Origin of the sequence: Curtobacterium oceanosedimentum (genome assembly GCF_040545555.1) — a bacterium.
Classification (GTDB): Bacteria; Actinomycetota; Actinomycetes; order Actinomycetales; family Microbacteriaceae; genus Curtobacterium.
Map to the genome: position 1 here is coordinate 1 of NZ_JBEPMD010000015.1, position 24,210 is coordinate 24,210.

Annotated in this window: 21 protein-coding genes; 3 read left to right on the top strand and 18 right to left on the bottom strand. The window is 72.3% G+C overall.

Annotation, left to right across the window (positions count from 1 at the left end; all coding sequences use genetic code 11):
- Window positions 1-472 precede the first annotated feature (472 nt).
- From tyrS to infC, 15 genes are all read right to left on the bottom strand, one after another.
- The gene (tyrS, locus tag ABIC52_RS13925; protein WP_126891840.1) at window positions 473-1,786 is read right to left on the bottom strand and encodes a tyrosine--tRNA ligase; all 1,314 of its coding nucleotides are present in this window, start codon (window positions 1,784-1,786) and stop codon (window positions 473-475) included.
- Window positions 1,787-1,838: 52 nt separating this feature from the next.
- Window positions 1,839-2,534 carry a DNA-3-methyladenine glycosylase gene (locus tag ABIC52_RS13930; RefSeq protein WP_126891839.1) on the bottom strand — a complete coding sequence of 232 codons (696 nt, stop codon included), beginning with the start codon at window positions 2,532-2,534 and terminating at the stop codon, window positions 1,839-1,841.
- On the bottom strand, window positions 2,531-3,979 hold the full coding sequence (gene argH / locus ABIC52_RS13935; protein WP_354027616.1) for an argininosuccinate lyase: 1,449 nt from the start codon (window positions 3,977-3,979) through the stop codon (window positions 2,531-2,533). The genes ABIC52_RS13930 and argH overlap by 4 nt, the downstream gene beginning before the upstream one ends.
- 136 nt (window positions 3,980-4,115) lie before the next feature.
- Window positions 4,116-5,219 (bottom strand): argininosuccinate synthase domain-containing protein, encoded by a 1,104-nt coding sequence (locus ABIC52_RS13940; protein WP_354027617.1) that lies wholly within the window; start codon window positions 5,217-5,219, stop codon window positions 4,116-4,118.
- 20 nt (window positions 5,220-5,239) lie between these two features.
- Window positions 5,240-6,256: an ornithine carbamoyltransferase gene (gene argF / locus ABIC52_RS13945; RefSeq protein WP_354027618.1), complete on the bottom strand. Its 1,017-nt coding sequence runs from the start codon at window positions 6,254-6,256 to the stop codon at window positions 5,240-5,242.
- The gene (locus tag ABIC52_RS13950) at window positions 6,253-7,476 is read right to left on the bottom strand and encodes an acetylornithine transaminase (protein ID WP_209680208.1); all 1,224 of its coding nucleotides are present in this window, start codon (window positions 7,474-7,476) and stop codon (window positions 6,253-6,255) included. Before ABIC52_RS13950 ends, argF begins: the two co-directional genes overlap by 4 nt.
- A complete protein-coding gene (argB, locus tag ABIC52_RS13955) occupies window positions 7,473-8,546 on the bottom strand; it encodes an acetylglutamate kinase (RefSeq protein WP_354027619.1) in 1,074 nt (357 codons plus the stop codon). Before argB ends, ABIC52_RS13950 begins: the two co-directional genes overlap by 4 nt.
- Complete coding sequence (gene argJ, locus ABIC52_RS13960) at window positions 8,546-9,745, bottom strand: bifunctional glutamate N-acetyltransferase/amino-acid acetyltransferase ArgJ (protein WP_354027620.1); 1,200 nt, start codon at window positions 9,743-9,745, stop codon at window positions 8,546-8,548. The genes argB and argJ overlap by 1 nt, the downstream gene beginning before the upstream one ends.
- On the bottom strand, window positions 9,742-10,839 hold the full coding sequence (locus ABIC52_RS13965) for an N-acetyl-gamma-glutamyl-phosphate reductase (protein ID WP_354027621.1): 1,098 nt from the start codon (window positions 10,837-10,839) through the stop codon (window positions 9,742-9,744). Before ABIC52_RS13965 ends, argJ begins: the two co-directional genes overlap by 4 nt.
- A 74-nt stretch (window positions 10,840-10,913) precedes the next feature.
- On the bottom strand, window positions 10,914-13,406 hold the full coding sequence (pheT, locus tag ABIC52_RS13970) for a phenylalanine--tRNA ligase subunit beta (RefSeq protein WP_354027622.1): 2,493 nt from the start codon (window positions 13,404-13,406) through the stop codon (window positions 10,914-10,916).
- On the bottom strand, window positions 13,406-14,446 hold the full coding sequence (gene pheS, locus ABIC52_RS13975) for a phenylalanine--tRNA ligase subunit alpha (RefSeq protein ID WP_209680219.1): 1,041 nt from the start codon (window positions 14,444-14,446) through the stop codon (window positions 13,406-13,408). The genes pheT and pheS overlap by 1 nt, the downstream gene beginning before the upstream one ends.
- Before the next feature lie 89 nt (window positions 14,447-14,535).
- Window positions 14,536-15,381: a TrmH family RNA methyltransferase gene (locus tag ABIC52_RS13980; RefSeq protein ID WP_209680222.1), complete on the bottom strand. Its 846-nt coding sequence runs from the start codon at window positions 15,379-15,381 to the stop codon at window positions 14,536-14,538.
- Between the two features lie 71 nt (window positions 15,382-15,452).
- Entirely contained in the window at window positions 15,453-15,836 is a 384-nt protein-coding gene (rplT, locus tag ABIC52_RS13985; RefSeq protein WP_066656427.1) for a 50S ribosomal protein L20, read from the bottom strand.
- 28 nt (window positions 15,837-15,864) lie between these two features.
- A complete protein-coding gene (rpmI, locus tag ABIC52_RS13990; RefSeq protein ID WP_022903519.1) occupies window positions 15,865-16,059 on the bottom strand; it encodes a 50S ribosomal protein L35 in 195 nt (64 codons plus the stop codon).
- An 80-nt stretch (window positions 16,060-16,139) separates the two neighbouring features.
- On the bottom strand, window positions 16,140-16,799 hold the full coding sequence (gene infC, locus ABIC52_RS13995; RefSeq protein WP_126891830.1) for a translation initiation factor IF-3: 660 nt from the start codon (window positions 16,797-16,799) through the stop codon (window positions 16,140-16,142).
- Between the two features lie 386 nt (window positions 16,800-17,185).
- On the opposite strand from infC, the gene ABIC52_RS14000 reads away from it, so the two are divergent.
- Window positions 17,186-17,488 (top strand): DUF1844 domain-containing protein, encoded by a 303-nt coding sequence (locus ABIC52_RS14000; protein WP_126891841.1) that lies wholly within the window; start codon window positions 17,186-17,188, stop codon window positions 17,486-17,488.
- Between the two features lie 78 nt (window positions 17,489-17,566).
- Here the strand turns inward: ABIC52_RS14000 and ABIC52_RS14005 are convergent, their stop codons facing one another.
- Window positions 17,567-18,832, bottom strand: coding sequence for a phosphotransferase (locus ABIC52_RS14005; RefSeq protein WP_354027623.1), 1,266 nt, complete (start codon window positions 18,830-18,832; stop codon window positions 17,567-17,569).
- Between the two features lie 103 nt (window positions 18,833-18,935).
- Here ABIC52_RS14005 and ABIC52_RS14010 point away from each other — a divergent pair, with 103 nt between their 5' ends.
- The gene (locus tag ABIC52_RS14010) at window positions 18,936-20,792 is read left to right on the top strand and encodes a glycoside hydrolase family 2 protein (RefSeq protein WP_354027624.1); all 1,857 of its coding nucleotides are present in this window, start codon (window positions 18,936-18,938) and stop codon (window positions 20,790-20,792) included.
- 93 nt (window positions 20,793-20,885) lie between these two features.
- On the opposite strand, the gene ABIC52_RS14015 is transcribed toward ABIC52_RS14010, so the two are convergent.
- Window positions 20,886-21,737 carry an alpha/beta fold hydrolase gene (locus ABIC52_RS14015; RefSeq protein WP_126892570.1) on the bottom strand — a complete coding sequence of 284 codons (852 nt, stop codon included), beginning with the start codon at window positions 21,735-21,737 and terminating at the stop codon, window positions 20,886-20,888.
- A gap of 122 nt (window positions 21,738-21,859) precedes the next feature.
- On the opposite strand from ABIC52_RS14015, the gene ABIC52_RS14020 reads away from it, so the two are divergent.
- Window positions 21,860-23,095 (top strand): mannosyltransferase family protein, encoded by a 1,236-nt coding sequence (locus ABIC52_RS14020; protein WP_354027625.1) that lies wholly within the window; start codon window positions 21,860-21,862, stop codon window positions 23,093-23,095.
- Window positions 23,096-23,126: 31 nt separating this feature from the next.
- Here the strand turns inward: ABIC52_RS14020 and ABIC52_RS14025 are convergent, their stop codons facing one another.
- Window positions 23,127-24,173 carry an amidase domain-containing protein gene (locus tag ABIC52_RS14025; protein WP_209680237.1) on the bottom strand — a complete coding sequence of 349 codons (1,047 nt, stop codon included), beginning with the start codon at window positions 24,171-24,173 and terminating at the stop codon, window positions 23,127-23,129.
- Window positions 24,174-24,210 lie beyond the last annotated feature (37 nt).

Sequence of the window (24,210 nt, forward strand, 5' to 3'; positions counted from 1 at the left end):
ACCACAACCAAAGCTGCAATCGCACGGGGTCAATAAATTGGCATTGACAATGTGCACGCTGTTGAGTTCTCAAGGACCAGACGCACCCCCCACTCGACTCCCAGAAGGAGCTCCGCCAGAGGGGCATTGTGTTCTTGGTGTCACCGGCAACTCGTCGGACCGAGGTCCTGTGGCTCATCCCGTGGGAGAGGGCCGGTGGAGTAGTCATCCTAAGCGTCGAAGCGATCGAGCACAAGGCCTGATCCGAACTTCAGTGGAGGATGGTCCCGCTTGAGGCCGGCAGGCTCTGGGCTCTCGCTCCAGCCGCTCCGCCGCACCTTTGGGGTGACGAGTAAGAACTCTACGCAGCAGCGACGAGGAGCGCCAACCGGGCCGTCGTCCGGGCGTGTCGCACTCTGCAACTCCCCCGGGACGCAGCGGTGCCCGGCCTCCGTCGGGAGACCGGGCACCGGGTGCACCGAGGGTGGATGGATCAGCCGAGGGTGACGCCGGCCAGGGTCTTCTTGCCGCGGCGGAGCACGACGACTCCGCCGGGCAGTGCGAGGCTCGCGAGCTGCGCGGTCGGGTCGTCGGCGCGGACGTTGTTCACGTACACGCCGCCCTGGTCGACCGCCCTGCGCGCTTCGCCGAGCGACTTCACGAGTCCGGTGTCGACGAGGGCGCGAGCGACGTCGGCCTCGCCCGGCAGCGACACCGTGCCGGGGAGCTCGGCGACCGCGGCACGCAGGGTCGCCTCGTCGAGCGCGGCCAGGTCGCCGTTGCCGAACAGCGCCGCCGAGGCGTCGATCGCGGCCTGGGTCGCAGCCGCACCGTGCACCAGCGACGTGACCTCGAAGGCCAGGGTGCGCTGGGCCTCGCGGCGGAAGGGTTCGTCGGCCACGGCCTGCTCGAGTCGCCCGATCTCCGCACGGTCCAGGAAGGTGAACTCGCGCAGTCGGGCGATCACGTCGGCGTCCGCCGTGTTGAGCCAGAACTGGTAGAAGGCGTACGGCGAGGTCATCTCGGCGTCGAGCCAGATCGCGTTGCCCTCGCTCTTGCCGAACTTCGTGCCGTCCGAGTTCGTGATGAGCGGGGTCCCGAGCGCGTGCACGGACACCCCTTCGGTGCGCCGGATCAGGTCGGTGCCGGAGGTCAGGTTGCCCCACTGGTCCGAACCACCGGTCTGCAGCGTGCAGCCGTACTGCCGGTACAGCTCGCGGTAGTCGAGTCCCTGCAGGATCTGGTAGCTGAACTCCGTGTAGCTGATCCCCGCGTCGGAGTTCAGACGCGCCGCGACGGCGTCCTTCTTCAGCATCGCGTTCACCCGGAAGTACTTGCCGATGTCACGCAGGAAGTCGATCGCGGACAGCGGCGCCGTCCAGTCGAGGTTGTTGACGAGCCGCACGCCGTTCTCGCCGTCCGGGCTGAGGAACCGGGACACCTGCGCCTGCAGCCGGCTCACCCACTCGGCGACGGTCTCGGGGGTGTTCAGGGTGCGCTCCGCGGTCGGTCGCGGGTCGCCGATGAGCCCGGTGGACCCGCCGACGAGCGCGAGCGGCTTGTGGCCGGCGAGCTGCAGCCGCCGCATCGTCAGCAGCTGCAGCAGGTTGCCGCAGTGCAGCGACGGCGCGGTCGGGTCGAACCCGCAGTAGTACGTGACCGTCCCGCCGTCGAGGGCCTCCTGGAGTGCCGTCTCGTCGGTGGAGACGTGCACCAGACCGCGCCAGCGCAGTTCGTCCCACACCGAGGCGAAGGTGGGGTCGTTCTGCTGGCGTGTCAGGACATCGGGATCGGTTGCGCTGGACACCGGACCATCGTAGCGACCGGCGGGAGCCGGACGGGAGGCGCGGCTCGCCCGGTCAGTCGACCGCGCGCTGGTGCCGTCGGTACGGCGAGACCGTCGGGTCACCGGTCAGCCAGGAGCGCCAGGGGAACGTCGCCCCACCGGCGACACCGGCGACGCCGGTGCGCGGTCCGCGCGAGATCCGCCGGACCGGAGCCGTCCCCGCGGGGCCGGCCACCGTCTCGGCGAGCAGCTCCGCGACCACGTCGGCCAGGTCGGCGGTGGTGAGCCGCGCCTCCAGACCGGGTGCGAGCGTGAGCCGGAACGGTCCGGATCCGTCGAGGACCGAGGTGCCGTCGTCCTCGCCGAGCACGGCGCCGAGGGCCTGCCCGAGGTTGCCCGGACCGCGCGCCAGCGCGACGTCCGCGACCGACGGACCGCGGCGTGCACGAGCCGCCTCGACGCCGTCGACCACCTCGGCGCCGCGCAGGAGCGAGCCGGACGAGGTGCCCTCCGGCCCGCTCACCACGTTGACGCACGTGTGGATGCCGTACGAGCGGTAGGCGTAGAGCGTCCCCGGCGGCCCGAAGAGGTGCCGGTTCCGCGGTGTCGGGCCGCGGTGGCCGTGCGACCCGGGGTCGGTGGGACCCCAGTACGCTTCGACCTCAGTGATGCGCAGCGTCACGCCACGTCCCGTGATCGTCGCGCCGAGCAGCGCCGGTGCGCAGACCGGAGCGGGCTCGGCGAGGAGCGCGAGGAGCGCGTCGCTCATCGTGTGAAGGGGGCGCCCTCGGCGAGGTCGTGGATGCGACGGGTCAGGACGGCCAGCTGCTCGGCGACGCGGTCCGGCGCCGTGCCGCCGACGCCGGCGCGCGACGCGACGCTGCCCTCGATCGTCAGGACCCCGCGGACCTCGGGCGTGAGGTGCTCGGACACGGCGCGGTACTCGTCGTCGCCGGGTTCGTCGAGCTCGATGCCGCGCTCCTCGCAGTACCGGACCAGCGCGCCCGAGATCTCGTGCGCGTCACGGAAGGGGACGCCTTGCCGGACCAACCACTCGGCGACGTCGGTCGCGAGCGAGAAGCCCTGCGGCGCGAGCTCGGCCATCCGCTCGGTGTCGAAGGTGAGCGTGGCGACCATGCCCGTGAAGGCCGGCAGCAGCACCTCGAGCTGGGCGACCGAGTCGAAGACCGGCTCCTTGTCCTCCTGCAGGTCGCGGTTGTACGCCAGCGGCAGGCCCTTGAGCGTCGTGAGGAGGCCCGTGAGGTTGCCGACGAGGCGACCCGACTTGCCGCGCGCGAGCTCGGCGATGTCCGGGTTCTTCTTCTGCGGCATGATGCTCGACCCGGTCGAGAAGGCGTCGTGCAGCCGGACGAACCCGAACTCCTTCGTGTTCCAGAGGATGATCTCCTCGGCCAGGCGGGAGACGTCGATACCGATCTGCGCGAGGACGAACGCGAACTCCGCGACGACGTCCCGGGCGGCCGTGGCGTCGATCGAGTTGTCCGCGGGGCGCGCGAAGCCGAGCTCACGGGCGATGGCGGTCGGGTCGAGCCCGAGCGAGCTGCCCGCCAGGGCTCCGGCGCCGTACGGGCTGACGCTCGCGCGGTCGGCCCAGTCGCGGAGTCGTTCGAGGTCGCGGACGAGCGGCCACGCGTGCGCGAGGAGGTGGTGGGCGAGGAGCACCGGCTGCGCGTGCTGCAGGTGGGTGCGCCCGGGCATGATCGCCGTCGGGTGCTCGCTGGCCTGCTGGGAGATCGCGTCGACGAGGTCGATCACGAGCCGTCCGATCCGCCGGCCGTGGTCGAGCATGTGCATGCGACCCAGGGTGGCGATCTGGTCGTTGCGGCTCCGGCCAGCGCGGAGCTTGCCGCCGAGTTCCGGACCGAGGTCGGCGATGAGCAGGCGCTCGAGGGCACCGTGCACGTCCTCGTCACCGTCGTCCGGCTGCAGGGAGCCGTCGGCGTGCGCGGCCTCGAGGCGGTCGAGACCGGCGGTCATGCGCTCGAGCTCGTCCGCCGACAGGTAGCCCGCGGTGTGCAGGGCACGGGCGTGGGCGCGCGAGCCGGCGATGTCGTACGGGGCGAGCTGCCAGTCGAACTGCGTCGACCGGGACAGCGCGGCGAGTTCGGCGCTGGGGCCGTCCGCGAAGCGGCCACCCCAGAGGGCGCCCGTGTTCGTGGCGTCGGTCTTGCTGGGCTGGGTCGCGTCGGTCATGTCGTCCTGCCTGGGTGGTGGTCGGTCGTGCGGGGTTCGTGGTGCGGGTCGGTGCCGGTGTTCCTGCGGCTCGGGACCGGCGTTCGTGCGGGTCGGTGCCGGTGTTCCTGCGGCTCGGGACCGGTGTGGGCGGTGTTCAGTTCGCGCGGTCGCGCCGTGTGGCCGTCCGTGTCGGTCGGGCCCGGGCGTCCGCGAGCGGAACGCTCTCGGTGGTCGTGGCCCCTGCGAGCTCGAAGTCGACGAGGCTCTGCTCCGAGCGGCGTCCGACGACGCTCGCGACCCCGCCGTGCAGCGAGAGCCGGACGTCGCCGGAGACGTGCCGCTGCGTCTCCTCGATGAAGGCGTCGAGCGCGCGCCGGAGCCCGCTCGACCACCGGCCGCCGTCGACCAGGTCCGCCCACGCGCGGTCTGCGTCGTCCTTCGCGCGCAGCACGTCGCGCTCGAGGGTCAGGCGTTCGAGGTCTCGGTGCGCGGCCACGAGCGCCGTCGCTCCCGGGGTCTCCGCCAGGCGACGGGCCTTGCGGCCGTCGAGCAGGTCGACGACCAGGTCGTGCCGACCGACGCCGTGGCGACCGGCGAGGGCATCGAGTTCGCGCAGCAGGCGCAGGACCGGGAAGCGTTGCCCGTCGAGGGCGACCGGGACACCGTGCTCGAAGGTCACGGTGACCTCGTCGGGCTCGCTGGCAGGCTGCGTGGCCGCGTCCGCCGTCCGCGCCCACGCCGAGGAGTCGACGGGGGCCCACGGGTCCTCGACGTCCCGCGTGGTCAGGACCCGTCCCCACACGTCGTGCTCGGTGCCACCGACCGGGACGACGCCGGCCGGGACCGGGAGGACCCGGAGGTCGGGGTCGTGCCCGGCGACCGTCGTCGTGAGGGCGACCTCGTCCGGGGCGGCGGTGAGGTGCGCCACCGCGTCGGCGCCGAGCTGCCGGGCCGTCCGGACCAGGTGGTCGGCGACGATCGGCAGACGGAGTGCCGGGACGAGCGGACGCCCCGGGCCGCCGGCGTTCGCCCGCACCGCCGCGACGACGTACCGGTCGGCGTACTCGGTCTTCGCGTCGACCACGACGGCGTCCACCGCACCGGCCGCACGCGCGCGCTCGCGCACCGCGTCGACCTCGCGGGAGCGACCGCCGAGGTCGACCACGAGGGCCAGGACCTCGTGGTCGACGGCGAAGTGCTCGACCGCCGCCGCCGGGTCCACCCCGGCGGAGCAGGCGACGACGATGCGGTCGGTCACGGGACTCCAGTCGAGCGGGGTCAGGCGGTCGGGCTGGACGGCGCGGTCGGGCTGGTCGCCGAGACCGGGCTGGTCGCCGCGGCCGGGCTGGTCGCCGCGACCGGGCTGCCGGTCGCGTTCGCGGCGAGGAGCCAGGCGAGCAGGGCCTTCTGCGCGTGCAGACGGTTCTCCGCCTCGTCCCAGATGATGCTGCGCGGCCCGTCGATGACCTCGGCCGTCACCTCGAACCCGCGGTCCGCCGGCAGGCAGTGCAGGAACACGGCGTCGTCGGCAGCGTGCCCCATCAGCTCGTCGTCCACGCGGTACCCCGCGAAGGTGTCGAGTCGCGCCTGCTTCTCGTCCTCCTTGCCCATCGACACCCACGTGTCGGTGACCACGACGTCGGCGCCCGCGACCGCTGCCACCGGGTCGGTGACCACGAGGACGGAGCCGCCGGTCTCGGCCGCACGGCGCTCGGCGTCCGCGACGACCCCGGCGTCCGGGCTGAACGCTGCCGGAGCGGCGACACGGACGTGCATGCCGGCGGTCGCGCCTGCGAGCAGGTACGACTGCGCCATGTTGCTCGCGCCGTCGCCGATGAACGCGACGGTCTGTCCGGCGAGGGTGCCGCGGTGCTCACGGATCGTGAGCAGGTCGGCGAGGAGCTGGCACGGGTGGAAGTCGTCCGACAGCGCGTTGACGACCGGCACGCGGGTGCCCGCCGCCATCTCCTCGAGCCCGGACTGGGCGTAGGTGCGCCAGACGATGGCCGACACCATGCGCTCGAGCACGCGGGCGGTGTCGGAGGGGGTCTCCTTGCCGCCGAGCTGGCTGTTCGCCGTCGTGATCACGAGGGGGCTGCCACCGAGGTCGGAGATCCCGACGTGGAAGGACACCCGGGTGCGGGTCGACGACTTGTCGAAGATCACCGCGACGGACTGCGGCCCCGCCAGGGGCTTCTGACCCCAGCGGTCGCCCTTCATCCGGGCGGCGAGGTCGAGGATCGCGGACTGCTCGGCCTGGGTCAGGTCGTCGTCGCGGAGGAAGTGGCGGGTCATGCGGAGGTCTCCTGCTCGGCGGCGACGGCCGCGAGGCTCTGGCCGAGGATCGACACGAACTCGTCGATCTCGGCGTCGGTCACGATGAGCGGCGGTGCGATGCGCAGGCTCGACTCGTTCGGGGCGTTGATGATGAGGCCGCGCTCGAGGGCGGCGGCGTTGACGGCCGGGCCGACGGGCGCGGTCAGGCCGACGCCGACGAGCAGGCCAGTCCCGCGGACCTCCTGCACCAGCGGCGAACCGAGGGCGGCGATGCCGTCACGGATGCGCTCGCCCTTGGTGACCGCGCCGGCCACCAGGTCTGCGCGCTCGATCTCCTCGAGCACCGCGTTCGCGACGCGGGTGCCGAGCGGGTTGCCGCCGAACGTCGAGCCGTGCTGGCCGGCCGAGAACAGCTCGGACGCCCAGCCGAAGGTCACGAGGGCGCCGATCGGGAACCCGCCGGCGATGCCCTTCGCGATCGTGACGGCGTCCGGGGTGAAGCCGTGGCCCTGGAAGGTGAACCAGTTGCCGGTCCGACCGACGCCGGTCTGGATCTCGTCGAGGATGAACAGCGCGCCGTGCTCCTCGGTCAGGCGCCGCGCGGCCGACAGGAAGCCCTCGGGCAGGTCGACCACACCGGCCTCGCCCTTGATCGGCTCGAGGATCAGTGCAGCGACGGTGTCGTCGATCGCGGCCTCGAGCGCCTCGACCGTCGAGTCGATGTGCTCGACGCCGGCGATCATGGGCAGGAAGTCCTCCTGCAGGGCCGGCTTGCCGGTGAGCGCGAGCGCGCCCATGGTCCGGCCGTGGAAGCCCTGCTTCAGCGCGAGGATCCGGGTCTTGCGACCGTCCGCGCCCTTGTTCAGCCGCGCGAGCTTGAACGCGGCCTCGTTCGCCTCGGCGCCGGAGTTGCCGAAGTACACGCGACCCGCGTCCCCCGCCCCGGTGATGCGCTTCAGGCGCTCGGCGAGCTCGAGCTGCGGTGGCGTCGCGAAGTAGTTCGACACGTGCACGAGCTTCGCGGCCTGGTCGGCGACGGCCTCGACCAGCGCCGGGTGGGCGTGTCCGAGCGAGTTCACGGCGATGCCCGCCAGGAAGTCGAGGTACTCGTTGCCGTCGACGTCCCACACGCGGCAGCCCTTGCCGTGGTCGAGCATGATCTTCGGCGGGGTCAGGGATCGCATGAGCGACGCCCCGAACCGGTCGTTCCAGGTCTGGGTCTGCGTCTCGGTGCTCACTGCTCGGTCCCCTTCTGCGTCGTGCTCGTCTGCTGCGTCGTGCTCGTCTGCTGCGTCGTGCTGGTGCGGTCGTCCGCCGCGTGGCGACCCGGGTCCGCTGCGGACTCGGGTACCCGTCGGCCGACCTCGGCGTGGGTGTTCTGGTTCTCGGTGCGACGGCTCGGGTCCGGGATCACCTCGGTGCCGGCACCCCGCAGGGTGAAGACCTCGAGCAGGATCGAGTGCGGGATCCGCCCGTCGATGATCGTCGCGCCGCCGACCCCGCCGACCACGGCGTCGAGGCACGCGGTCATCTTCGGGATCATCCCCGACTCGAGGCTCGGCAGCAGCGCCCGGAGCTCGTCGACCGCGATCAGGTCGATGATCGAGTCGCGGTCCGGCCAGTTGCGGTAGAGCCCGGGCACGTCGGTCAGCATCATGAGCTTCGCAGCGCCGAGCGCGATGGCCAGCGCACCGGCCGCGGCGTCGGCGTTGACGTTCAGCGCCTGGTCCGGGTGGGCGTCGTCGATGGCGATGCTCGAGACGATCGGGATGCGCCCGGCCGCGATCGCGGCGAGGACGTCGGTCGGGTCGACGTGGGTGATGTCACCGACGTGGCCGAGGTCGAAGTGCTCGCCGTCGACGACGACGCCCTTCTTCTCGCCGGTGAACAGCGAGCCGCCGTCACCGGAGACGCCGACGGCCAGACCGTCACCGTGCTCGTTGACGAGGTCGACGATCTCGCGGTTCACCTCGCCGGCCAGCACGTCGCGCACGACCGTGATCGCCTCGGTCGTCGTCACGCGGTACCCGCCGCGGAACTCGGACGCGATGCCCTGTTCCTTCAGTGCTGCCGAGATCTGCGGACCGCCGCCGTGCACCACGACCGGGTGGAGTCCCGCGTAGCGGAGGTAGACCATGTCCTCGGCGAACGCCCGCTTGAGGTCGTCGTTCACCATCGCGTTGCCGCCGAACTTCACGACGACGGTCTTGCCCGAGAACCGCTTCAGCCACGGCAGCGACTCGATGAGCGTCGCGGCCTTGACGGCGGCGAGCTCGTGCTCTTCTTCCTTGGTCAGGTCGTCGCTCATCAGCTGGAGTACGCGCTGTTCTCGTGGACGTAGTCGTGCGTCAGGTCGTTCGTCAGGATCGTCGCCGCGTGCACGCCGACCCCGAGCTCGATCAGGACGTGGGTGTCGCGCGGGGTCAGGTCGACCTCGTCGCTCGGCCGGTCCGGGGCGCCGGCGTGACAGACGCGGACGCCGTTCATGCTGACGTCGACCGCGTACGGGTCGAACTCGGCGTCGGTGGTCCCGATCGCCGCCAGCACGCGGCCCCAGTTCGGGTCGTTGCCGAAGACCGCGGCCTTGAAGAGGTTGTTCCGGGCGACGCTGCGCCCGACGGTGACGGCTTCGTCCTCGGACACCGCACCGGTGACCTCGATCGTGATGTCGTGGCTCGCACCCTCGGCGTCCTGCTGGAGCTGGCGCGCGAGGTCGGCGCAGACCGCGGTCAGGGCCTCCTGGAAGTCGCCGACCTCGGGGGTGACCCCGCTCGCACCGGACGACAGCAGCACGACGGTGTCGTTCGTCGACATGCAGCCGTCCGAGTCGACACGGTCGAACGTCACACGGGTGGCCGCGCGCAGCGCCTGGTCGAGCTGCTCCGGCGTCTGCACGGCATCGGTGGTGAGGACGACGAGCATCGTCGCGAGCCCGGGAGCCAGCATGCCGGCGCCCTTCGCCATGCCCCCGAGCGTCCAGCCGTCCTCGGTCACGACGGACTGCTTGGGTGTCGTGTCCGTCGTCATGATGGCCGTCGCGGCGTCGGGACCGCCGTCGGAGGACAGCGCGGCACTCGCCAGGTCGACCCCGCGGAGCACGCCGTCGCGGAACGTCTGGTCGCCGACGCCGATCAGGCCCGTCGAGCAGACGACGACGTCACCGGCGCCGATGCCGAGGGCGTCGCCCACAGCCTCCGCAGTCATGTGCGTGGTCTGGAAACCGAACGGGCCGGTGAAGCAGTTCGCGCCGCCGGAGTTGAGCACCACGGCCCGGGCGACGCCGTCGCCGACGGCCTGGCGCGACCACGTCACCGGGTGCGCCTGGGCCCGGTTGCTCGTGAAGACCGCCGCCACCGCGGCGTCGGGGCCGTCGTTCACGACGAGGGCGACGTCGGGCTTCCCGCTCGCCTTGAGTCCGGCGGTCACGCCGGCCGCGCGGAACCCCGCGGCAGCGGTCACGCCCTGGAGGCCCGTCCCGGCCTGGTCCGTCGAGGTCACGTCGGTCACGGTGCGACTCCGTCCACGCTGAGGCCGAGGGTCTCGGGGAAGCCCAGGGCGATGTTGGCCGACTGCACGGCCGCGCCGGCGGTGCCCTTGGCCAGGTTGTCGAGGGCGCTCACGGCGACCACGCGACCCGCGGCCTCGTCGACGGCGATGCCGACGAGCGCGGTGTTCGCGCCGACGGTGTCCGCGGTGCGGGGGAACGCACCCTCCGGGAGCAGGTGCACGAAGGGCTCGTCGGCGTAGCTCTGTTCCCACGCGAGCCGGACGTCGCGGGCGCTGACCCCGGGCGAGAGCCTGGCGGTCGTGGTCGCGAGGATGCCGCGCGCCATCGGGACCAGCACGGGCGTGAACGAGATCCGGACGTCGCCGGCCCCGGCGGCCACCAGGTTCTGCTGGATCTCCGGGATGTGCCGGTGGGTGCCACCGACCGCGTAGGCACTCGCGGAGCCCATGATCTCCGACGCCAGGTAGGTGGTCGCGAGCTTCTTCCCCGCACCGCTCGGCCCGACGCTCAGCACCGCGACGAGGTCGTCCGTCTCGACGAGTCCGGCCTGGACGCCGGGCTGGATGCCGAGCGTCACCGCCGTGACGTTGCAGCCCGGCACCGCGATCCGCTTCGTCGCGGCGAGCTCCGTCCGCTGCCGACCGAGTCCGGTGATGTCGTCGACGTCGCGCCACTCCTCGGCCGTGCCCGGTGCGGGTGCCGCGTGCAGCAGCTCCGGCAGCCCGTAGGTCCAGGCGCCGTGGTACTCACCGCCGTAGAACGCGTCCCACGCCGCCGGGTCGGTCAGCCGGTGGTCTGCGCCGCAGTCGACGACGAGGGTGTCGTCGTCGAGCTCGGCCGTGATCGCCCCGGACTGTCCGTGCGGCAGCGCGAGGAACACCACGTCGTGCCCGCGCAGGTTCGCAGCCGTCGTCTCCACCAGCGTCAGGTGCGCCAGCGATCGCAGGTGCGGCTGCGTCGCGATGAGCGGCTGCCCCGCGTTCGAGAAGGCCGTCACCGTCCTGACGTCGAACTCTGGGTGGGCGGCGAGCACGCGCAGGAGCTCTCCGCCCGCGTAGCCGGAGGCTCCCGCCACGGCGACGGATACGGACATGGGTTCCACCTTTGGTCGGACTGGTCGTCGAGAGAATCGGAGGCGGCGGCCCCGGGCGGTGCTGATCCGGTGGATCAGTCGCGCAGGGTCGCCCCGAATCGCTCGCCGGCACGCCGGACAGCGCCGTCACGGGCCTCGGAGGCCTCGGCAGCGGTCAGCGTGCGGTCCGTGGCACGGAAGCGCAGGGCGAACGTCAGGGACTTCTGTCCCTCGTCCACGCCCGCGCCCCGGTAGTCGTCCACGAGCCGAGCATACTCCAGCAGCGCTCCGGCGCCGGAGCGGACGGCGTCGAGCACGTCACCCGCCGGGACGTCGATCGCGACCACGAGGGAGAGGTCCTGCGTCGCCGCCGGGTAGGACCCGATCGGCGAGACCGCGACGAGCTCCGGAGCCGCGGCCACCAGGGCGTCGAGGTCGAGCTCGAGGACGGCGACCACGCGCGGCAGCACCGCGGCCTCGGTGAGGACGGGCAGCAGCTCACCGGCGACGCCGACGACGGTGTCCCCGACGAGCAGCGAGGCCGCACGCCCCGGGTGCAGGGACGGGTGGCTCGTCTGCGCGACCCGGAGCTCCACACCGACCGCCCAGGCGACCTCGCGGGCGACGTCGAGCGCGTCCGCGATGCCGTACTGCTCCGGCTGCACGCCGGGCTGCTTCACGACGCGGTGGCCGGTCAGCAGCGAGGACACGTGGAAGGGCTGCGGCGGGAGCGACGCGTCGAGCGCGGCGAGGGTGTCCTGGTCGGGTCGGGCCGCGCCGGCCGGCACCGAGTCGGTACCGAGCTCCGCGTCCGTCGACGGCAGGAAGACCCGCGACGTCTCGTACAGGGCGACGTCGACGAGCCCGCGGGACACGTTGCGGCGCGCGGCGTCGACGAGGGCGGGGAGACCGCTGCGCCGGAGCAGCGACTGCTCGCTGTCCAGTGCGTTCGCGAGCACCACGCTGGGACCGCCGTCACCGTCGATGCCCGGGTAGGCATCCTGGGTGGACCGTGAGACGAACGGCGCGGTGACGACCTCAACGAGGCCCTGCGCGGCGAGGGCGGCGGACACGCGTCGACGGGCCTGCTGGTGCCGGGTCAGACCGCGACCGGGCGGGGCGACCGGCAGCACGCTGGGGATGCGGTCGTACCCGACGATGCGGGCCACCTCCTCGACCAGGGTCGTGTCGTCGGCGAGGTCCGGTCGCCAGGACGGCGGCGTGACGACGAGCAGCTCGCCGTCGACGTCGACCGTCGCCCCGATCGCACGGAGCGTGTCGACGACCTCGGCGTCGGTGTACTCGACACCGACGAGGTCGGCCGGGCGGGACGCACGCATCGTGATGGTGGGGCGGGGCTCGGCGTCGACGAGGGTCGAGCCGAGGGCGTCCGCCGTCCCGCCCGCGAGCTCGACGAGCAGCTCGACGGCGCGGTTCGCGGCGGCCTCGGCCACGAGCGGGTCGACCCCGCGCTCGAAGCGCTTCGAGGCCTCGCTCGGGAGCTTGTGCCGTCGGGCCGTCCGGGCGATCGAGACCTGGTCGAAGCCGGCGGCCTCGATCAGGACGTCCGTCGTCGTGTCCGAGATCTCCGTTCGCGCCCCGCCCATCACGCCGGCCAGGCCGACCGGGCCGTCGTCGTCGGTGATGACGAGGTCCTCGGGGTCGAGCGTGCGGGTCGTGTCGTCGAGGGTGACGAGGGTCTCCCCCGCCGCCGCACGACGCACGCCGAGCCCGCCGCTGACCTTGGTCAGGTCGTAGCCGTGCAGGGGCTGGCCGAGCTCGAACATGACGTAGTTCGTGATGTCGACCGGCAGCGAGATCGAGCGGACACCGGCCAGTGCCAGGCGCGACACCATCCACGCCGGTGTCTTCCGGGTCGGGTCGATCCCCCGGACGACCCGGGTGACGAAGGTGTGCGCGCCGACGCGACCGCGGACGGGTGCCCGGTCGTCGATCGTGACGCGGAACCCCTCGCCCGAGCGGGGCGTCACGCGCTCGACCGGGTCGTGGAAGCTCGCGCCGGTGGCGTGCGCGTACTCGCGGGCGACGCCGCGCATGCTCATCACGTAGCCGCGGTCCGGTGTGACGTTGATCTCGACCGCGGCATCGTCGAGGCCGAGCAGCGCGATCGCGTCCGCTCCGACCTCCGGGTCCATGCCGAGGTCGGCGAAGCGGAGGATGCCGTCGTGCTCGTCGCCCAGGCCCAGTTCACGGGCCGAGGCGATCATGCCGTCGGACACGTGGCCGTAGGTCTTGCGTGCGGCGATCGGGAACGGGCCGGGGAGCACGGCGCCCGGCAGCGTCACGACGACGAGGTCGCCCACGTCGAAGTTGTGCGCGCCGCAGACGATGCCACGGGGCTCGGACTCCCCCACGTCGACCTGGCACCAGTTGATCGTCTTGCCGTTCTTCTGCGGCTCGGGCTCGCGCTCGAGCACGCGGCCGACGACGATCGGTCCGGTGAGGTCGTAGGTGTGGACGTCCTCTTCCTCGAAGCCCACCGACACGAGGGCCGCGTGGACGTGCTCGAGGGAGACGTCGTCGGGCAGGTCGACGGACTCGCCGAGCCAACGGAGTGGGACGCGCATCAGACCACCGTTCCGAACTGCTGCGAGAAGCGGATGTCGCCCTCGAGGAAGTCACGCATGTCGTTCAGGCCGTTGCGGAACTGGAGGGTCCGCTCGATGCCCATCCCGAACGCGAAGCCCTGGTACTCGTCCGGATCGATGCCGGCCGCACGCAGGACGTTGGGGTTCACCATGCCGCAGCCGCCCCACTCGACCCACCGCGCGCCGCCCTTGGCGTTCGGCTGCCAGACGTCCATCTCGGCACTCGGCTCGGTGAACGGGAAGTAGTTCGGGCGCAGGCGGATCTGTGCCTCGGCGCCGAACACCTGGCGCGCGAAGTGCTCGAGCGTGCCGCGCAGGTGCGCCATCGTCAGGCCCTTGTCGATCGCGATGCCCTCGACCTGGGTGAAGACCGGCAGGTGCGTGGCGTCGAGCTCGTCGGCCCGGTACACGCGCCCCGGGGCGATCACGTAGAGCGGCAGGTCGCGGGACAGCAGCGAGCGGACCTGCACCGGGGAGGTGTGCGTGCGCATGACCAGGTGCCGGTCGACCGGCTCGACGAAGATCGTGTCGGCCATCGCCCGCGCGGGGTGGTCCGGATCGAAGTTCAGCGCGTCGAAGTTGAACCACTCGTGCTCGAGCTCGGGACCCTCCGCCACTTCCCACCCCATGCCGACGAAGATGTCGGCCACGGTCTCGTTGAGGACCGAGAGCGGGTGGCGGGAGCCCGGCGCGCGACGGACCGGCAGCGCGGTGACGTCGACCCGCTCGGCCTCGAGGCGGGCGCGCTCCTCGGCCTCGGCGAGGACCGACTCCTGCTCGGCGACGGCGGCGTTGACCCGACCGCGCGCCTGGCCGACGAGCTTGCCGGCCTCGGCCTTCTGCTCCTTCGGCACGCTGCGCATCGACGCGTTCATCCGCGCGAGCGTCGACTGCTCGCCCGTGTGCTCCGCCCGGGCCTGCTTCAGCTCGGCCACGGTCGTCGTCGCGCGGACCGCGGCGAGGGCCCGGTCGACCGCGTCGGCGACGGCCGCTTCGCTGATCTCGAGGTGTTCTGACACGAGGCCCAAGCCTACCGGCCCCCGGGATACCGCCGTCCTGCACCGATCGGACTGTGAGTGGGCGCGGACGTGGAGCACCCCGTGCAGGACTACTTCGTCCGGTGCGCGAACGCCGACTCGTACAGGCAGACCGACGCGGCCGTCGCCAGGTTCATCGACTCCGCTCGGCCGTAGATCGGCACCTTCACGGCTCGGTCGACGAGCGCGAGGTCCTCGGTCGTGAGCCCGCGGGCCTCGTTGCCGAAGACCCACGCGGTCGGCCCGTCGAGCATGCCGTCGGCGCGGACGTCCGGCAGGTCGTCACCGGACACGTCGGCGGCGAGGACCGTGTAGCCGAGGGCCTTCGCACGGGCGACCGCATCGGCGAGCGTCACCCCGACCGAGACCGGCACGTGGAAGAGCGACCCGGTGGTCGAGCGCACCACCTTCGGGTTGTACGGGTCGACCGAACGGCCGGTCAGCACGACCGCGTCGGCGCCCGCCGCGTCGGCGGCGCGGATGATCGTGCCGGCGTTCCCCGGGTCCCGGACCTGCTCGAGGATCGCGACCAGTCCGGGCAGCGCGCCGTCCGTGGCGGACGCGCCACGCGCCTCCAGGCCGGGTCCGGCGTCCGGGAAGACGTCCTTCACCGACGTCGGGAACTGCTGGCACACCGCGACCACACCCTGCGGGGTGACGGTGTCGGCCATCGTGTCGAGGACCTGCTCGCTGACGAACCACGTGTCGACCGGCGCGTCGTCGAGTCCGTAGCGGGCGGCGGCCGTCGGCGTCACGTAGAGCTCGCGGAGCAGTTCCGGTCGGTACTCGATCGCCTCGCGGACGGCCTGCGGCCCCTCGAGCAGGAAGAGTCCGGTGTCGGCGCGGACGTCCTTCTTCGCCAGGGCCGCGACGGCCCTGACACGTCCGGACTTCGGGTTCTCGAGGAGATCGCTCACGGGTCAAGTGTCGCAGCATGCACGAAGCCCCCGCTCCGTGGACGGAGCAGGGGCTTCGGGAGCTGGCGTGACTACGCGGCCTTCGGGGCCGAAGTGTCGGCCGGCAGGGCCTTCTTGGCGGTCTCGACGAGCGCCGCGAACGTCTCGGGGTTGTTCACCGCGAGGTCCGCGAGGATGCGACGGTCGACCTCGACGCCGGCCAGGCTCAGACCCTGGATCAGGCGGTTGTAGGTCAGGCCGTTCGCACGCGACGCAGCGTTGATGCGCTGGATCCAGAGGCGACGGAACTCGCCCTTCTTGGCGTGACGGTCCCGGTACGCGTAGACGAGGGAGTGGGTGACCTGCTCCTTGGCCTTGCGGTACAGGCGCGAACGCTGGCCGCGGTAGCCCTCGGCGCGCTCGAGGATGACGCGGCGCTTCTTGGCGGCGTTGACCGCTCTCTTTACACGTGCCATGTTTTCGTTCCTTTACGATTCCGCCGGCTCAGTGGCCGAGAAGCTTCTTGACGTTCTTCGCGTCGGCCTTGGCGAGGACCTGGTCCTCGTTGAGGCGGGCCTTGCGCTTGGCGCTCTTGACCTCGAGGTTGTGACGCATACCGGCCTGCTGCTTCATGATCTTGCCGCTGCCGGTGACCTTGAAGCGCTTCTTCGACCCGGAGTGGGTCTTCTGCTTGGGCATCGTGGTGCCTTTCCGTGGGGTGGATGGGTGGGCCGCGTCATCGCGGTTCGCAGAGCGCCGCGCGGGCGATCTCCGGGGACCTACTCGGCGGGAGCCTCGGCCGGCGCGGACTCGGTGGCCTCGTCGGCCTCCTTGCCCTTCGCTGCGTGCTCCGTCGCGCGACGTTCGGCCTTCTGCGCAGCACGCTTGGCGTTCTGCTCGCCCTTGACGTCTGACTTGTTCTTGAGGGGGGCGATGATCATCGTCATGTTGCGACCGTCCTGGGTCGGACGCGACTCGACGACACCGAACTCGGCGATCTCCTCGGCGAACTTCTGGAGGAGACGGACGCCCTGCTCCGGGCGCGACTGCTCGCGACCGCGGAAGAGGATCATGGCCTTCACCTTGTCGCCACCGAGGAGGAAGCCCTCGGCACGCTTGCGCTTCGTCTCGTAGTCGTGCACGTCGATCTTCAGGCGGAACCGGACCTCCTTGAGGTCGGTGTTCACCTGGTTGCGACGGGCTTCCTTGGCCTTCTGCGCAGCCTCGTACTTGAACTTGCCGTAGTCCATGATCTTGGCCACGGGCGGCTTCGAGTTCGGGGCGACCTCGACCAGATCCAGTTCGGCTTCCTGCGCGAGACGCAGGGCCATGGCGATCGGGACAACGCCGACCTGCTCACCCTGGGGGCCGACGAGTCGGACCTCGGGAACGCGGATTCGGTCGTTGGTGCGGGGATCGGTGATGCGGAGCTCCTTCAATCAGGTGGTGGCCGTCCGGCGCTGCTGCGCTGGACGACGGCACGAGAGAGGAGATCTGACGCACGGATCGGAACCCGTTCGGCAGCCGCCCGACGCCGACCCCGGAGGGGCAGCCGACCGGCGCTGACGCCGGCGGAGCGGTTGGGACCCGGTAGCCTGTGGTGCACGGCCGCGGGTGGGAGAGACTCCTCTTCTACGACGCCGTCCGGAACTCGGTCCGCCCCCTGTGGAGGCGATCTGGGCACACGGACAGCATCTGCCGCCGATCAGTCTAGCAGAGGAGCACCGTGCCCGACACCCCCGAGAACGAGACCGCCGCGAACCAGGACCCCGAGGACGCCGTCGGGACGGACGAGCGGTTCGACGCCGGCGACGAGGCCCGCGACATCGCCGAGGTCCCGGCGGTCGAGCTCATCAACACCGTCGCGGTGCACCTGCTCAGCGCGGCCGCCGTGAAGGTCGGGCTGGCGGACGACCCGCAGCAGCAGACCGACCTGGACGAGGCACGGAAGCTCATCACGGCCCTCGCCGGGCTCGTCACCGCGGCGGCCACCGAGATCGGCGACCACCACGCCCGTCCGCTCCGCGACGGCCTGCGGTCGGTGCAGCTCGCGTTCCGCGAGGCCTCGAGCATCCCGGACGCGCCGGGCAAGGGACCGGGCGAGAAGTACACGGGCCCCGTGAACTGACGACGTCGGTCGACGTCACCAGGTGACGGACGGGAGGCGCGGTGCCGGCTGGCACCGCGCCTCCCGTCCGTCAGCGGGTCAGGCTGCGCCGTCAGCGGCCAGCCGCGCGACCGCGGCCAGCGGGATGCCGGCCCAGTCGGGGCGGTTCCGGGTCTCGTAGACCACCTCGTAGACGGCCTTGTCGAGCTCGAAGGCGTCGAGCAGTGCGCGGTGCTCGGTCAGGTCGCCGCCGGTGCCCCGGCGGTAGCCGTCGAGGAACGCCTGTCGTGCCGCCTGCGCCCAGGCGCCCGCGTCGACGAACTCGACGTCGTGCGCGAGCGCGCCGGCGACGTAGTCGAAGGACCGGAGCATCCCGGCGACGTCACGGAGCGTCGAGTCGGGCAGCGACCGCTCGGCGAGGGGGCGGAGCGGCTCCCCCTCGAAGTCGAGGAACACCCATCCACGGGGTTCCGGTGCAGCGAGCACCTGGCCGAGGTGCAGGTCGCCGTGGATGCGCTGCAGGTCGGGCCAGTGCGCGGCGGCGGCCCGGTCGTACACCGCACGGATGGCATCGACGTGCGGCTCGACGGCCGGGGCCTCGCGGACGGCGGCGTCGAGCCGGGCCCGCATCGTCGCGACCGCGGCCTCGCGGCGGGGCTCGTCGGCCGGTTCGGTCGGCAGGGCGGTGGCGAGCGTGCGGTGCACCTCGGCGAGCGCCTCGCCGAGTGCTGCGGCCTGGTCGTCCCACGGGGTGCCGGTCCGGGCGTCGGCCAGGGCGACGCGCCAGGCGTCCTCGAGGCCGGGCAGGAACTCCTGCGCGAACGCGAGGTGCCCGGTCGCCGTGCCGTCGGGACGGCCCGGGTCGGGCCAGGTCGCCCGCTGCGCGCCGTACACGGTCGGCACGCGCTCGCTACCCGCGGCCGAGAGAGCGAGCTGCGTGGTGACGTCGGGGTTGTCGCCGTGGTGGAGCACCCGGAAGACCTTGACGATGACCCGGTCGCCGGACGCGGTGTCGCAGATGACCGAGGTGTTCGACTGTTCCCCGGACAGCACCCGGGACGCGGTGACCTCGCCGATCGGGCGGAGGCTCTCGGGGGCGACGTCGATGCGCGCTGCGAGCTGCCGGACCCAGTCGGTGTCCGTGGTGGCGTCGACGGGGTCCGCGGCGCCGTCGGAGCTGCCGACGACGGGCACCTGGTAGAGGACCGGCCCGGTCGCGGCGTCGTCGAGCACGAGTCGCGTGCCGTCGGTCTCGGCGACGGTGCGCAGCGCCGGGGTCCCACCCTTCGCGGCGTACCAGCGCTGGCGTGCGATCCAGCCCTCCAGCGTGCGGTCGTCGACGTGCTCGGGTGCCTCGGCGCTCATGCAGCGAACGGTACGCGCCGGTCCCGGGGTGCGCCCCGAGTCGTGGCCGGCCGGTTCGTCCACTCTGCTGTACAACGATGTACCGAGCGGCCAGCATGGAGGCATGACCTCGCTCGACGGCACCGTCGCCGCCCCACTGCCCCCGCTCCCGCGCGCCTCCGACCAGGACGGCTCGTACCCCCGACCGCAGATGCTCCGCGGTGCGTGGGCGGACCTCGACGGGACGTGGTCGTTCCGGAACACGGGCGACGACCCGGCCTGGCGCACCGGGTTCCCGGACGCCCGGGACATCACCGTGCCGTTCCCGCCCGAGTCACCGGCGTCGGGCATCGACGAGCCCGGGTTCCACCCCGTGGTCTGGTACGCCCGGACGGTCACCCGCGCCGAGCTCGACGCCGCCGGGTACGGCGACGCGGCACCCCGGCTCCTGCTGCACTTCGGCGCCGTCGACCACCGCGCCCGGGTCTGGGTCGACGGACAGTTCATCGGCGAGCACGAGGGCGGGCACACCCCCTTCACGCTCGACGTGACCGAGGCGCTCGGCACCGACCCCGACGCCACGCACACCCTGGTCGTCCGCGCCGAGGACGATCCGCACGACGTCACGCAGCCGCGCGGCAAGCAGGACTGGCACGAGCACCCGCACGCGATCTGGTACCGCCGCACCACCGGGATCTGGCAGACGGTCTGGCTCGAGGCCGTGCCGACCGCGTCGATCGGGGCCCTGCGGTGGACGAACGTCGACCACGCGACGGTGCGGCTGACCGTCCGGCTCGCCGGCGAGCGCCCGGTCGGCGCACGCGTCCGGGTCGCGGCACGCTGGCACGAGGGCGACGAGGACCTGGCGACGGTGGAGACGACCGTCCCCGCGAACGCCCACGAGGTCGAGGTCGTCGTGCCGGTCGCCCGGCAGCACAACGGCCAGGCCGAGGACGAGCTCGTGTGGACCCCCGAGACTCCGCGCCTGGTCGACGCCGTCGCCACGCTGCTGCCGGCCGAGGGCGGCGAGCCCCTGGACGCCGTGTCGTCGTACTTCGGGGTCCGCACCGTGGGCGTCGACGGCGGCGTCTTCCTGCTGAACGGCCGCGCCTACGACGTCCGCAGCGTGCTCAACCAGGGCTACTGGCCGGAGTCGCACCTGGCGGCGCCGTCGCGGCAGGCACTCCGCCGCGAGGTCGAGCTCATCAAGGAGCTCGGCTTCACCGCCGCGCGGAACCACCAGAAGATCGAGGACCCGCGGTTCCTGTACTGGGCGGACCGGCTCGGGCTGCTCGTCTGGGGTGAGGCCCCCGGTGCCTACGCGTTCTCCCCGCTCGCCGTGCAGCGACTCGTGCGGGAGTGGATGGACGCCGTCGAGCGCGACGCCTCGCACCCGTCGATCGTCACCTGGGTGCCGGCGAACGAGAGCTGGGGCGTGCAGCACATCGCGACGGACCCGGCGCAGCAGGCCTACGCCCGGTCGCTCGCCGACGTCACCCGGGCCCTCGACCCGACCCGGCCGGTGATCTCGAACGACGGGTGGGAGCACACCAACTCGGACATCGTCACCGTGCACGACTACGAGGGCGACGGGGCCGAGCTCGCGGCGACCTACGCCGACGATGCCGCACGGACGACGCTGCTCGGCGGGCGGGGGCCCGCTGATCGGCGGATCCTCGTGGGCGGCGCGGTGGACCAGGGGCAACCGGTCATGCTCACGGAGTTCGGCGGCGTGGACTTCCAACCCGGGGCGAAGCGCGAGGACGGGTGGGGGTGGGGGTACACCTCGGCCGTCGACGGTGACGACTGGGTCGCGCGGATCACGGCGCTCTACGACGGGGTCCGGGCGAGCTCGTTCCTGGCCGGGTCGTGCTGGACGCAGCTGACGGACACGATGCAGGAGACGAACGGGCTGCTGCACGCCGACCGCACCCCGAAGGTCCCGATCGAGCGCATCCGCGCCGCGGTCACGGGGCGCTGAGCGGGTTCCGCGAAACGCAACGTGGGCGGCCCTGCGCAGCGATGTACCGCTGCGAGGAACCGCCCACGTTGCGTCCTGCGGGAGGGGGAGGGGTCAGGACGCCAGGAAGCGCAGGACCGCCTCGTTCCACTCGTCCTTGTGCGAGGCGAGCACCCCGTGCGGGCCACCCTCGATGACGTGCGTCTGCGCGTTCGGGATCGCCTCGGCGGTGCGCTTGCCCGAGGCCTCGAAGGGCACGATGCCGTCCGAGTCGCCGTGGATCACGAGCGTCGGGACGTCGACCTTCGTCAGGTCGTCGCGGAAGTCGGTCGTGGCGAACGCGGCCGTGCAGTCGAGGGTGCCCTTCGGCGAGGCGAGCTCGGCGATCGCCAGGTCGTAGGCGCGCTGGTCGTCGCTCACGAGCGGCTTCTTCAGCAGACCCGGCTCCCCGCCCGGCGTGTAGAACATGTCGACGAACCGGTGCAGGAACGCCGGACGGTCACCCGTGATGCCGTTCGAGAACCAGTCGGCCAGGTCCTGGTCGACCGCGCCGTCCGGGTTGTCGTCCGACTTCCACAGGTACGGCGGCACCGCACTCGCGAAGACGAGCTTCCTGATCTTCGCGGTGCCGTAGGTCGAGACGTAGCGCGCGAGCTCACCGCCGCCCATCGAGAACCCGATGAGGGTGACGTTCGTCAGGTCGAGCTCGGTGATGAGCTTGTCGAGATCCGCGGCGAACGTGTCGTAGTCGTAGCCGCCCCACGGCTGCGACGACTGGCCGAACCCGCGGCGGTCGTAGGCGATGACGCGGTGGCCGGCCTCGACGAGCGCCGGGACCTGGCCCTCCCACGAACGGCCGGAGAGCGGCCAGCCGTGGATCAGGACGACCGGGTCGCCGGTACCGAGGTCGTCGTAGTGCAGGTCGATGTCGTGGCCGTTCTCGGCGCCGACGGTGATGAAGGGCATGATTTCTCCTGTCGCTGGTTTCCAGGGAACGTGCCTGATGCAACGCTCGGCACCCTGGCGATCCCTCGGAGGTGCGGGGACCGGACAGCGGACGGCCGCCGTGGAGGTGGGAGGATCGGTCGGTGACCGACGTGGCGGAGACGACCCGGGCCTCCCGGCCGGCGCTGCCGTCCCGCGTCCGCCACCTGATCGTGACCGGTCTGGAGGGACGGGGCCGCGGGTGGACGGCTCCCCTGGCCGTGTGGCTGGTGTCCCGCGTGGTCAGCACCGTCCTGCTGCTCACGGTCTGGGTGCTCGCCCGCGCGAACGGCTGGCCGTTCGCGTCGGTCCGACGCGAGGGGACGTTCCTGTCCTTCCTCGGGTCGTGGGACGCCTCGTTCTACCGGACCATCGCCGAGCACGGTTACCCGACCACGCTGCCGACGGACGCCGACGGGCACGTGCTGCCGAACCCGTGGGCGTTCCTGCCGGTGTTCCCGGCACTCGCCCGGGTCGTGCAGCCGCTCGTCGGCGGGTCCTTCTGGGCGGCGGGGGTGCTCGTCGCCACGCTCGCCGGCGCCGGCGCGTGCGTCCTGCTCTGGCGGCTGGTGCGCGCGGTGACCGACGACCGTCGGGCGACCCGGGCGACGGCGCTGTTCGCGTTCGCACCGACCGGGTTCCTGCTGCAGGTGGCCTACGCCGAGAGCACCTTCCTGCTCCTGCTCTTCGGCGCCCTGCTCGCCCTGGTGCGCCGGCGGTACTGGGTCGTGCTGCCGCTCGGGCTGGTGGCCGCGTTCACGAAGCCGGGGGTGCTCGCACTCGCCGTGGCCCTCGCCGTGCACCTGGTCGTGCGGCTCGTGCAGGAGCGCCGGGCGCTCCCGGTCCGGGACGCCGTGGCGATCGTCGTCGCGGGGCTCGGGATCGCGGCGGCGGGGCTGGCGTGGCCGGTCGTGGCCTCGGCGGTGACGGGGCGGCCGGACGCGTACCTCGAGACCGAGCTGTCGTGGTGGGTCGGGTTCGTCGGGCGGCAGCACTTCGCGCCGCTGACACCGTGGTTCACGATGGCCTCGACGTGGCTCGGGGCGATCGGGGTCGTGCTCGTGGTCGTCGTGCTCGCCGGTGCGCTGTGGTTCTGGACGCGCCGGGGTGTGCGGGCGCTCGGCGTCGACGTCGTGTCGTTCACCGCCGCGTACGCGCTCTACCTGGTCGCGGTGTTCCTGCCGCAGCAGAGCCTGCCGCGGTTGCTGATGCCGACGGCGCCGCTGCTCGGGGCCGACGTGTTCGCGGGGACCCGGCGGCGGACGGTCGCGTGGCTGGTCGTCGGCGTGTGCCTGCAGCCGGTCGCGATCGTGCTGCTCTGGTTCCTCGGGTACCCCTGAGCGGGGCGCGATCGCGGCGCCGGGTGGCGCGCTACGCGTCGAACGTGTGGAACCAGGCCGTGCCGCCGGGGTGCTGCACGGTGATCATCTCGTCGAGGTCGCGGTACGGCCCGTCCTGGTTGTGGCTCGCCGACTTGATCCGCACGGTGCCGTCCGGCTCGGTGAACACCTCGGACACGATCGTCACGTGGTCGGGCGACCGGTTGGCGTTCCAGTCGTAGAACACGATGTCGCCGACCTTGACCTTGCCGCGCTCGTCGAGGGACCGGCGGGTCAACCCGAACGTCGCCGCGTTCGCCGTCATCCACGGATCCATCGCCGGGCAGTACGTCCACGTCGCACTGTGCTGCGCGCCGGCGGACCGGCTGTACCAGTCGTCGCGCTGTTCCCACCCGCGGGCGATCAGCGTCTGGCTGACGTAGTTCGCGCAGTCCCCGCCGATCGGGTTCATCGTGCCGTACTCGGCGAGGTTGTAGTCCTTCCAGTGCCGCATCGCGTACTCGAGCTGCCGGTCGACGTCCGTGAGTGCCGCGTAGGCCACCGAGGCCGTCGCGACCGCGGTCGAGGCGTCCGGCGTCGGCGCGGCGGTCGGGGTCGGGTCCGCGGTCGCCTGGTCCTGCGTGGCGCCGGCCTGCCCGTCGTTCGCCGCGCTCCCGTTGCCGTCCGACGACTGGTTCGCGGAGGGACTCGGCTCGATCGCCGACGTGAAGAGCGCGACGTCGGCCGACCCGGCCGTGTACATCGCCTGGTGCGGCGCCGTGAAGGTCACCTTCGTCGCCGAGGCCTCGACGTCACGCGCCGCGATCCCGCCGACCGTGACGCCCCGCACCGCCGCGAGGCCGGACCCCGTGACCGTCACGGTGACACCGCCGGCGAGCGGTACCTGCGCGGGCGTGATCGAGGACGCCACGGCGCGCGAGGACGAGCCGGACGACGGCGCCCCGCTCGGCTCACCGCCGGCGCGGGAGGATACGCCCGGGGACGCGTCGTCTCCGCGCGAGCAGGCCGCGACGGCGACCCCGATGCCGGCGACGCCGGCCAGCGACAGCAGGGAACGGCGGGTGAACGAAGCAGTCATGACCCGACCAGGGTAGGCGACGGTACGGCAGGATCGC